The 11082-nt window shown below is 44.9% G+C and carries 12 protein-coding genes; 9 read left to right on the top strand and 3 right to left on the bottom strand.

The features are described 5' to 3' along the window. Nucleotides 1-27 precede the first annotated feature (27 nt). Nucleotides 28-900, bottom strand: coding sequence for a LysR family transcriptional regulator (locus IUA53_RS04545; RefSeq protein WP_044448402.1), 873 nt, complete (start codon nt 898-900; stop codon nt 28-30). 247 nt (nt 901-1147) lie between these two features. On the opposite strand from IUA53_RS04545, the gene IUA53_RS04540 reads away from it, so the two are divergent. The 6 genes from IUA53_RS04540 to arsB all read left to right on the top strand — a co-directional run bounded on the left by IUA53_RS04540 (nt 1148) and on the right by arsB (nt 5944). Further along, the gene (locus IUA53_RS04540; RefSeq protein ID WP_044057903.1) at nt 1148-2296 is read left to right on the top strand and encodes an S-(hydroxymethyl)glutathione dehydrogenase/class III alcohol dehydrogenase; all 1149 of its coding nucleotides are present in this window, start codon (nt 1148-1150) and stop codon (nt 2294-2296) included. A gap of 187 nt (nt 2297-2483) precedes the next feature. After that, entirely contained in the window at nt 2484-3158 is a 675-nt protein-coding gene (locus tag IUA53_RS04535) for a protein tyrosine phosphatase family protein (protein WP_196898509.1), read from the top strand. Nucleotides 3159-3318: 160 nt separating this feature from the next. Beyond that, complete coding sequence (locus IUA53_RS04530; protein WP_044057904.1) at nt 3319-3663, top strand: metalloregulator ArsR/SmtB family transcription factor; 345 nt, start codon at nt 3319-3321, stop codon at nt 3661-3663. 44 nt (nt 3664-3707) lie between these two features. Then, the gene (locus tag IUA53_RS04525) at nt 3708-4190 is read left to right on the top strand and encodes an arsenate reductase ArsC (RefSeq protein WP_044057905.1); all 483 of its coding nucleotides are present in this window, start codon (nt 3708-3710) and stop codon (nt 4188-4190) included. Continuing rightward, nucleotides 4190-4909, top strand: a complete 720-nt coding sequence (gene arsH, locus IUA53_RS04520; protein WP_044057906.1) for an arsenical resistance protein ArsH — start codon at nt 4190-4192, stop codon at nt 4907-4909. The genes IUA53_RS04525 and arsH overlap by 1 nt, the downstream gene beginning before the upstream one ends. A gap of 21 nt (nt 4910-4930) precedes the next feature. Then, the gene (gene arsB, locus IUA53_RS04515) at nt 4931-5944 is read left to right on the top strand and encodes an ACR3 family arsenite efflux transporter (RefSeq protein WP_044057907.1); all 1014 of its coding nucleotides are present in this window, start codon (nt 4931-4933) and stop codon (nt 5942-5944) included. 91 nt (nt 5945-6035) lie between these two features. Here arsB and IUA53_RS04510 read toward each other — a convergent pair whose 3' ends face one another. After that, on the bottom strand, nt 6036-6422 hold the full coding sequence (locus IUA53_RS04510) for a response regulator (protein ID WP_044057908.1): 387 nt from the start codon (nt 6420-6422) through the stop codon (nt 6036-6038). Between the two features lie 200 nt (nt 6423-6622). Between IUA53_RS04510 and aceK the strand changes: the two genes are divergently transcribed. The 3 genes from aceK (at nt 6623) to IUA53_RS04495 (ending at nt 10526) form a co-directional block, all read left to right on the top strand. Continuing rightward, nucleotides 6623-8332 (top strand): bifunctional isocitrate dehydrogenase kinase/phosphatase, encoded by a 1710-nt coding sequence (aceK, locus tag IUA53_RS04505; protein WP_196898507.1) that lies wholly within the window; start codon nt 6623-6625, stop codon nt 8330-8332. A gap of 92 nt (nt 8333-8424) precedes the next feature. After that, a complete protein-coding gene (locus IUA53_RS04500) occupies nt 8425-9105 on the top strand; it encodes a response regulator transcription factor (protein ID WP_044448411.1) in 681 nt (226 codons plus the stop codon). Beyond that, the gene (locus IUA53_RS04495) at nt 9102-10526 is read left to right on the top strand and encodes a sensor histidine kinase (protein WP_196898505.1); all 1425 of its coding nucleotides are present in this window, start codon (nt 9102-9104) and stop codon (nt 10524-10526) included. The genes IUA53_RS04500 and IUA53_RS04495 overlap by 4 nt, the downstream gene beginning before the upstream one ends. Before the next feature lie 7 nt (nt 10527-10533). On the opposite strand, the gene IUA53_RS04490 is transcribed toward IUA53_RS04495, so the two are convergent. After that, nucleotides 10534-11082 carry a DUF3833 domain-containing protein gene (locus tag IUA53_RS04490; RefSeq protein ID WP_196898503.1) on the bottom strand — a complete coding sequence of 183 codons (549 nt, stop codon included), beginning with the start codon at nt 11080-11082 and terminating at the stop codon, nt 10534-10536.

Genomic DNA, 11082 nt, shown 5'->3' with positions numbered 1-11082 from the left:
GTTTCGAATTAAGCGATATTAGCTGACTTATCCGTCTTCGAGGTGTTGCCCCAAGTAATCCACCAGCACGCGAACTTTAGGTGCCATATGACGATTAGAAGGAAAAAGTGCCCATACGGCCTCTTTTTCGTCTCTATGATCTGCCAGCACTTCGATGAGCTTGCGTTTTTCAAGATCGTTGCGCACGTAAAAGCCAGGCAGTTGCACCAATCCCAACCCTTCTAAGGCGGCGTGACGAAGGGCGTTACCACTATTATATTTAATTCTCCCTTGGATTTTATGCACACGAGACTCCCCTTTCCAATGAAATCGCCAATAGGAGTGGGAGCCCACCAAACATGCATGGGCTTTTAAATCGTCCAACACTTTAGGTTCACCGTGTTTACGAAGGTAGTCTTCACTGGCGCATACAAACAGCTGGCGTGTGGCTAATTTTTTCGCCACTAAGGAAGAATCTTCGAGGCGGCCAATTCGAATCGCCAAATCCAGCCCTTGCTCAATAATGTCCACGGTGTCGTTAGAAAATTTACACTCAATTGAAATATCCGTGTATTGCTTCAAAAAGCGATTAAGCAGGGGCGCAACGAATGCTTCTCCGAACGCCACTGGCACCGTCATTTTAATCAAACCACTGGGCACGCGTTGTAACTCCGTCACCATTAGCTCAGCGTCCTGGAGCGCAGCAAGTGCAGGAGCACATTGGGCGTAATACACTCTCCCCGCTTCAGTGAGCGACACATTGCGAGTAGAACGATTAAAAAGCTTTACGCCTAATTGCTTTTCTAAACTCGCGACTTTTCTGCTGACTTGCGCCACAGACGTGTCGAGTTTAATCGCCGCAGAAGTAAAACTGTTTAAATCAGCCACCGTGGTGAATTCTATTATTCCTTCCCAAACCATGCTGAATCTCTTTTTTATGCTCATCGTCTTTGCTTTTGACACTGCTGAATAGGCTAACTTAAGCGGCGACGATATTAAGGTTAAGGGTCATACCCGTATACTAGCCTATTATTTCAAATATGTAATAATGAATTACCTGTATTGTATTTATCAAATAGACCTCTACTTCTATACTTAAGCCCTAAGATTTATCTCCCCCTTCCCTCATTGGGAAGGCAACGATACAAGACGAATGTAGGAGTACGTAATGTCACTAGCACTCAAAGATGGTCAAACACATATTAAATCGAAAGCCGCAGTCGCATGGGGTCCAGGCGAACCATTAAAAATGGAAGAGCTGGATGTAGAGCTGCCTAAGAAAGGTGAAGTATTAGTTAGAATCATTGCCACTGGTGTGTGTCATACCGATGCATTCACTTTATCTGGCGAAGATCCTGAAGGGGTATTTCCTGCTGTACTCGGCCACGAAGGTGGCGGCATTGTAGAAATGGTTGGCGAAGGGGTTACTTCGGTTGAAGTCGGCGACCACGTCATTCCGTTATACACTGCGGAATGTGGGGAATGTAAGTTTTGTACGTCGGGCAAAACCAATTTATGCCAAGCAGTACGTGAAACGCAAGGCAAAGGCCTCATGCCAGATGGCACCAGCCGCTTCTCAAAAGACGGTGAACCCATCTATCACTACATGGGCTGCTCTACGTTTTCCGAGTACACCGTATTGCCTGAGATTTCGTTGGCAAAAGTGAACAAATCTGCCCCACTTGAAGAAGTATGCTTGCTAGGTTGTGGTGTCACTACCGGTATGGGCGCAGTGCTAAACACAGCGAAAGTGCAAGAAGGTGACACGGTGGCTATTTTCGGCCTTGGCGGCATCGGCTTGTCAGCCATCATAGGTGCAAGAATGGCGGGCGCGTCGCGAATCATTGGTATTGATATTAATGAAAGCAAGTTTGAACTGGCCTCTCAATTAGGTGCGACAGATTTAGTTAACCCCAAAAACTATGACAAGCCTATTCAAGAAGTGATTGTTGAAATGACAGAGGGCGGTGTTGACTACTCTTTTGAGTGTATTGGCAACGTTAACGTTATGCGTTCTGCACTAGAGTGCTGCCACAAAGGATGGGGCGAATCTGTCATCATTGGCGTCGCTGGCGCTGGGCAAGAGATTTCTACCCGTCCATTTCAACTTGTCACCGGTCGTGTATGGCGTGGCTCTGCTTTTGGCGGAGTAAAAGGACGCTCTGAACTACCTGGCATTGTTGAACGTTATCTAGACGGTGAGTTCGGATTACAAGAGTTCATCACACATACCATGGGCTTAGCTGAAATCAATGATGCCTTTGATTTAATGCACAAAGGTGAAAGCATTCGTTCAGTGGTACATATGAATAAATAGCCTTCACTTGGTCTTTCTAAAAGGGAGCATACTTTAACGGTACGCTCCCTTTTTCGTATAAAACACGCCCTTCACCACAGACTTTTAATTGAAACGCAGAGGCTTTTTGAAAACGGAATGGCTGAGTATCAATTTCATGGCTTTTCATTTAAGCTTAAATTTCGAGCAAACAGAAGAAAGCTGCATCATGAAGAACGTCACAAGCCGTGTTGTCAATTTAACGCCCCTCCTTATCCTTTTTTTATGCAGTTTAGCCTTAACAAAAGCGAGTTCCGCTGCTTCGTACGTTAATGTTTTCGTAAACTTGCCTGCTTACTCGGCGCAAGACACAAGCAGCCCAGCCATGGATAATACACCCACCACACTAGATTCACTCACTAACTTCCAAACAAACTCGAATACAATGCTAAGTTCGGGTCTACCATCACCTGCTCATTTACTGTTATTAAAGCAGGAAGGCGTGGTGCGTGTTATCGACCTTATTCCTGGAAACAGAAGTGAAGAAATCAGCATCGTTAATGAACTGGGGATGCAGTATCACAATATCCCCGTCGCCTGGACAAACCCACAAGTGAGTGACTTTTTAAACTACTCCGCGTATATGTCACTGCATCGCCCTGAGGAAGGTAAAGTACTCACCCACTGCAAGCTCAATTGGCGAGGTGCCGTCTTCACTTATTTGTATCGCATCACTGTATTATCGGAAGATGAAAAAACAGCGAAACAAGACCTACTTGCCATTTGGCAACCCAATTCAACATGGTTTGCTTTTATGAATAAGGTTATCGAGCATCATAACGCGGCCAATCAAACACGCATTGTCACCACGGTAGAACCCAATTTAGACGCCCAGAACCAATAGCCGCTCCTTTTTCATGGTCCATGATTAAACTCTTGCCATGTTCCTTGTTGACACATACGAATTTTCATATATGATTTAACACATATGAAATACTAGATATGTAACTTGTTCGTCAAAATACAGGTGCATAATCGTCTTTTGCATGTCGATAGGTGTAGCCATGAATACTGAAACCAACTGCAGTGCCCTTTCTCCGCTTTCATTTTTTAAATGTTTGTCAGAGGACACACGGTTAAAAACGCTACTTTTGCTTAGTGAGCACACGTCACTGTGTGTGTGCGATCTCACCACAGCACTGGACATAAGCCAGCCAAAAATATCGCGCCACCTCGCCGATCTCAGAAAATGTGGCCTTGTCCTCGACGAAAGGAAAGGCAAGTGGGTTTACTACCGTTTACACCCAGACCTTCCTGGCTGGGCGTCTGACGTAATCCACAATACGGCTAAACACAATGTTGAGTTCGTTGCTCAGGCACGAGCGAATTTGAAAACCGGAAACTGTTAAGCATTTACTTATCATCCATCGCTAATTCTAGGAGCGTACTTTTCGTGAAAATTTTATACATCTGTACTCACAACCGCTGTCGTAGCATTCTTTGTGAAGCCATTACCAACGGCAGTGATAGTCACAAGGGCAGTAGCAAGCTAGAGGCCAAGAGCGCTGGTAGTTCTCCTGTAGGTGAGGTACACCCTTTATCGTTAAAGTATCTCCGTGAACGCGGTTATAGCACTGATGGCCTAAAGAGCCAGTCATGGGATGAATTTGAAGATTACCAGGCAGATATTGTCGTGACAGTGTGTGACTCTGCCGCAGGCGAAGCCTGCCCCGTTTACTTTGGACAGTCACTCAAAGTGCATTGGGGACTGGAAGACCCATCTAAGCTAGAGGGCTCTGAAGAAGATAAAGCGGCCGCATTCAATAACACCATAGACATTATTGAAGGTCGTGTAGCCGCATTGGCACAAATTGCAGAGAAAGGGTTAAGCGGCGATGAACTCAAAGCGGCACTGGCCGACCTCGGAGCAAAGTAATGAGTGAAACACCGGTTCCTTCAACTAACTTAGATATGACCTTGATGCACAAACCAGAGATGGCTGACTTTGCCTCTCAGTTTTCTGAGAGCAAACCCAAAATCTTGTTGTTGTATGGGTCGCTTCGTGACCGTTCATATAGCCGTCTAGTGATTGAAGAATCAGCACGCCTTTTAGATTACTTTGGCGCTGAAGCGAAAATCTTCGATCCTCGTGGCCTTCCGCAACCGGATACAGAAGACGAAAACCACCCAAAAGTTAAAGAATTAAGAGAACTAATGATGTGGTCTGAAGGGCAAATCTGGTGCTCTCCAGAACGTCACGGCAGTATCACGGGAATCATGAAAAGTATCATTGATTGGGTGCCTCTAAGTTTGGGCGGCGTGCGTCCTACACAGGGAAAAACCCTTGCCCTTATGCAAGTGTGTGGCGGCTCTCAGTCATTTAATGCTGTTAATCAAATGCGAATTTTAGGCCGATGGATGCGTATGCTCACCATTCCTAACCAATCGTCGGTTGCCAAAGCATTTCTAGAATTTGATGACGATGGGCGAATGAAGCCATCACCCTACTACCACCGCATCGTAGATGTGGTCGAGGAGTTGGTTAAATTCACTCTGCTGACCCGTGACAACAAAGCTTTTCTTGTAGACCGCTACTCTGAGCGGGTGGAAAGTGCGGAAGAAGTCAGTAAACGCGTTAATCAGAAATCGCTTTAACAAGTTTAAAAGGATAAGAAAATGGGGTTCTTTGAACGTTACCTATCAGTATGGGTAGGTTTATGCATTATTGCAGGTGTGGCTTTAGGCAGCTTTTTTCCAAACGTGTTCGCCGGCATTGCAGCACTAGAATATGCGCATGTCAATCTCGTGGTGGCCGTACTCATTTGGTTAATGATTTACCCTATGATGATACAAATAGACTTCTCGTCTATTAAAGATGTCGGTAAAAAGCCGAAAGGCCTACTGCTTACATTGGTCATAAACTGGCTAATTAAACCCTTCACTATGGCGTTACTTGGCTGGTTATTCTTCAAGGGTATTTTTGCCGATTGGGTAGACCCCCAAACTGCGACGGAATACATTGCGGGGATGATTTTATTGGGCGTTGCACCTTGCACAGCCATGGTGTTTGTGTGGAGTCACCTGACTAAGGGCGATGCCAATTACACCCTTGTGCAGGTATCGATTAACGACTTAATCATGGTGGTGGCCTTTGCCCCTATTACCGGCTTGCTGCTGGGCGTAACCGATATTACGGTGCCATGGGACACCCTGCTTCTGTCGGTAGTATTGTATGTGGTTTTGCCCTTGGTGGCCGGCGTTATCACCCGTCAACGCATTGAGAAAAAGGGAAGTCAAGCCGTGTCGGCACTGATTGAGCGTTTCAAACCTTATTCCGTGCTTGGCTTGCTGGTTACCATTATCCTGTTGTTTGGATTTCAGGCTGAAACCATTTTGGCTCAACCACAAGATATTGTCTTAATTGCGATTCCTCTGCTTATACAAACCTACGGAATATTTGCTATTGCTTACTTTGCAGCAAAGCAACTCAAGCTGCCCCATAATGTGGCGGCGCCGGCGTGTATGATTGGTACTTCGAATTTCTTTGAGTTAGCGGTAGCCGTCGCCATTTCATTATTTGGTTTGCACAGTGGTGCTGCGTTAGCCACCGTAGTGGGTGTCCTTGTAGAAGTGCCTGTCATGCTATCTTTAGTATGGTTTGCAAATAGAACACGACACTGGTTCAACTAATACCTTCGTCCTAGTCAAAAAGGGCAATAAAAAAGGGCTAACGCAAGTTAGCCCTTTTTTTGTATTTAATGCTGGTCGTTATCCCCGTTAGCTAACCCACGAGGGTGCTAGGCAACAAAAAACCATATCGGGTGAGTAAATCTTCTAGCGGTTTGACTTGTAGCGGCTTACCGATAAAACCTAACGCGCCTAATTCCATCACACGTTTTTGCATAAAGGGCTGAATGTCGCCTGAAATGACGATGACGAAAGTTTCAATTTTTCTCGCTTTAATCTGCTCTAGCACTGCAATACCGTCTAATACTGGCATGGTTAAATCGAGTAAAACTAAATCTACCCGTTGATGGGCTAGCACCTCGAGTGCGTCCATACCATTTGAAGCTTCAAAAATATTTGCCGCTAACTCTGATGGTAAATTCCTACGGGCAATTTTTCTTGCTAACGCAGAATCGTCACAAATTAAAATGTTAAACCCCATGGGAGTGCTCTTCTTTTATACCGGTAATTAATATAAACACCACTTGGCTATTCTGTAGAGTATATTAAACAAAAGTATAAAAAAATGCTTTCTGCGAATTTTTCTATCCCTTTTGTCTGGCGTTTACTGGTAATGTGCAAGAAATGCAGTCATTTAAAATAAAAATAACAGCGCTTATACACCTAAATTAAGGTTTCAATATGCAAGATTCACTGGTCGCTAAAAAAGTGGCTTACCTTATTTTGTCTCACTTCGATAAAAGCTATCGCTGGTTTACACGCATAACACGTGGAGCCCAAGAACGGTTTGAACAAGGGCAATGGCAAGAAACCCTTCACGCTTCAAAAGAACGCATCACTATATACGAACAAAGCTTATCAGATGCGGTTGCAGAGATTTACCACCTCATCGCCGTTCATAAAAAAGATGAGCAATTTTGGCAGGCGCTAAAAAAGGCTTTTGCCATACATCTTGAAGGCCACCCACAATTTGAGCTTGCAGAAACATTTTACAATTCAGTCATTGGGCGTTTGTTTAAACACCGCAAAATAGAAAACGCCATGATGTTTGTGCTGCCAAGTCGGTGCTTTTTGCCAGGTCAAGACAGGCATAAGGTGGTGCATAGCTTTGATACCACTACCACCGTGAATGAAATGTATACCTCTATTTTTAAAATTTACCGCTATAACATTCCATTTGAAGATTACCAAAGGGACATGACGAATTTAGAGGCGGCGCTTAGGCAACGGCTAACTACTGAGCAGCTGGCTTCGGTACATACCGTAGAAATACTAAAACCGACTTTTTTCCGAGGTAAAGCGGCCTATTTAATTGGGAAGATCTGCATGCCAGAGGAAAGCCTGCCTTTCGTTATTTCACTGCAGAGCAGTGATAAGCGCATGTTGTTCGTGGATGCCCTGTTAACAGACAGGAAAGACTTAAGCGTAATCTTTGGTTTTGCACGCAGTTATTTTATGGCCGACACTCAACACCCTGCGGAGGTCGCCGCTTTCCTTCAAGAGTTGCTACCCAATAAGAAGCACTTCGAACTTTACATGGCCTTAGGCCATTATAAACATGGTAAGACCGTGTTCTATCGAAACTTCTTAGAGCATATGTCGTCCACCACCGATAAATTCGAAGCCGCGCCAGGAATACGCGGCTTGGTGATGATGGTTTTTCACCTTCCTTCCTATGGCGTCGTGTTTAAAATCATTAAAGATGAATTTGCAGAAAGTAAAAAAATCACCCGTGACCATGTGAAAGAATGCTACAAGCTAGTGAAAATGTCAGACCGCGTGGGGCGCATGGCCGATACTCATGAATACGTTAATTTTCGCTTCCCTTTAAACCGTATTGATCCAGCTTTAATTGAAGAATTGAAAGCCACCTGCGCATCGAGTTTAACCTTCACTGAAGACGAACTGATTATTAACCATCTCTACATTGAACGGAAAATGACGCCTTTAAATTTATATCTTCAGCAAGAAACCGATGAAGACAAAATAAAAAATGCGCTCAATGAGCTAGGCTTATGCATCAAGCAAATTGCCATGGCGAATATCTTCCCCGGTGACATGCTGCATAAAAATTTCGGCATCACCCGCCATGGCAGGGTGATCTTTTACGACTATGATGAAATTTGTTTAATGCATGAGCGCAATTTTAGAGACATACCAAAATCTGATGACCCCTACGCCCTTGATACGCTGTCAGTGGCACCCAATGATGTATTTCCAGAACAGTTTGAGCACTTTATTGTTGGAAAACGCAAGCTTAAAGACATTCTCAAGGCGTTGCATGGCGATTTGATGACTTCCGAATATTGGCGTGAGGTACAAAGAAAATGTGCTAAGGGCGACGTTCAACACTTCACGCCTTACAACGCTAACGTGCGCTTTACACGTTGATTAGCCTAGGGGGGCAAAGTGATCGAATTGGGATGTTTGACCAGTATTAGTAATAGATATATTTCCAACCTTATATACAAGAAGCTGCCATCATGAGAGTGTTACTAGTAGAAGATGATCCTAGAGTTTGCGCAGATATTGAAAAGGGATTAATCAGCGCGGGACATGAATGTGTGTCTGCCAATGACGGTAGTACAGGTTTAGCATTAGCGTTATCGACCAACGCCGATGTGATTATTTTAGATATTATGCTGCCATTGCTAGATGGATTTTCTGTTTTAGAGCAGCTTAGAAGCAAAAAAATAAACACCCCCGTTCTTTTACTAAGCGCGAAAAGTGAAGTGGACGACAAGGTGAAAGGGTTGCGTACAGGTGCCAATGATTACCTCACCAAACCTTTTGCATTTGAAGAGCTTTTGGCAAGAGCCGAAGGCTTAGGTGGTCGGGCACAAGCGTCGCAAGATAAAACAACCATAAAGGTAGGCGATCTCACTCTCGACTTGGTTAACCGCAAAGTATTGCGCGGTGAAACTGAAATTGATTTGCAGTCGAAAGAGTTTCAATTGCTTGAATGTTTATTGCGGCATAAAGGAAAGGTGGTTACCCGTAGTATGTTGTTAGAACAAGTATGGAATTACCATTTCGACCCGCAAACGAATGTGATTGATGTACATATTAGTCGATTAAGACAGAAGGTAGATAAGGTGTTTAATGTACCGGTTATAGAAACCGTTCGCGGCACGGGCTACCGAATTTCGGATATGCTTGCGTGATTGCAATTGGTAACTTTACCCGAAGCTCTAGCTTTCGGGTGGGTGCCCTGCTTACGTCATTAGCCGTCGCAGCCATCATATTTATTGTTTACTTCTGGCGCATCGCCAGTAGCGATGTATTCCTTCGTGAAGCAAAAGCCGCGGTTAATGCTGAGGCGTACGCTTACGCCATGGTTTATGAATACCAAGGCGTAGAAGGCGTCGTTCGCGCCATGAGTGAACGAGGGCTTGCGCAGTGGTCTATCAGTGACGATACCATTGTCGCGTTGCAAGCATCTTCTGGTGAACTGTTAGGTGGCAATGTTACCTCTTGGCCGTATATTGAAAGCGTTCAAACCATGGGGAACGACGGGCAAGATGATACGCAAACAGCACTTATTACAGCCACGCCTATCATTAATGCCGCCAATCCCCCTCATTCATCGCCCTTACCCTTCACCCATAAGGTGCTATTTAAACGTATTCAACTTGGTGACAATCGCCTCTTTATTGGCCGTAACATTCATGATTTGTATAGCGCACAATGGTTAGGTAAAACCTTCAGCTGGGTAATTGTGGTGTTACTTAGCGTGCTTGGAATGATTAGCTTTGCTGTGGCTTCATACGTGGTTAAACGAATAAACCGCATGTCACAAACGGCGGATAACATCATCCGCACAGGCAGCTTACAAGAACGGCTCGAAATCGACAGCAACTGGGATGACTTGAGTCGGCTCTCCGTGGTGTTTAACCAAATGCTCGATACCATAGAAAACTCAGTGAACAACATAAAATCTGTGAGCGATAGTATTGCTCATGACTTGCGAACCCCTTTGGCGCGACTCAGAAATTCACTGCAAAAAATTGATGACCCCTCACTCAGAGATGACACCATTGCAGAAGCCGACAACTTACTGAATATGTTTAACAGTTTACTGCGTATTAGTGGTTTGGAGTCTGCCCGTAAGAAAGAAGGCTTTTGTACGGTTTCGTTGAAAGATATCACCGTGGACGTGATCGACTTGTATCACCCTTTTGCGGAGGAACACCACCTCAAGTTGATTGATCAGTTAACCGAAGTTTCCTTATTTGCCGACCCTAATCTGCTGTTTCAAGCCATTGCGAATGTACTCGATAACGCCGTAAAATACACGCCCTCAGGAGGCACGGTCACGGTACAGTTAACCTGCACGCCCTCACGTATTGCGTTATTAATTAATGATAATGGGCCGGGTGTGAAAGCGGATGATATCCCACACTTAGAACGGCGATTTTTCAGGGCGGATGACAGCCGTTCCACACAAGGAAATGGTTTGGGTCTTTCTCTTGTTTCAGCCATTGTAAGCATGCACGATGGCCATTTGTGGTTTATCCACGACCCTATGATGCAGGGTCATGGGCTGGGGGTCGTATTCAGCTTTCCCCGCTCTTCCGGTAGCTGAATAAGCGCTAAGGTTGCTTTTGCATAAAAATGGTCACTTCGGCCATCACCACGCCAAATTTTCTAATGTACGAGCGATTCATCATTGCGGTGTCGTCGAAGGCCCAGAACCAATCATCAAACGTGACTTCGTACTCGCTATCACCCACGGGCAAATCCATTTGGTAGTGGAAGTTAAACGCATTTCCAAAAGACGTCCCTAACGCTTCCCCTTTAATATCCTCTGCTCGGCCTGCATAGGTGCCATCACTTTGCTTTTCAATGACCCACGTGCGGCTAGAGGGCCCCTCGCCTACACCGTAAGTGAAGGTTTCATCTAACATGACGCCTGTGTTTGTGCGCTTACCCTCAATATCAACAATAAAGCGCTGCACCACTTCGCCAGAACGATTTTGTACAATGCCCCATGCAGTAACTTTACCGTCGAAAAAGCGTTCTAAATTAAACACTGGACGAATGTCTTCATAGTCAGCTCCGTCCACCGACACACTGCAACCACTCAACACACCCGCGCAAACAAGAATACCTGCGCCCAACATTATGATTATTTTTTTCAT

The sequence above is a fragment of the Alteromonas sp. B31-7 genome (assembly GCF_015767655.1).
Classification (GTDB): domain Bacteria; phylum Pseudomonadota; class Gammaproteobacteria; order Enterobacterales; family Alteromonadaceae; genus Alteromonas; species Alteromonas australica.
Note: the sequence above shows the minus strand (reverse complement) of the source record. Positions and strands in the feature narration are given on the sequence as shown.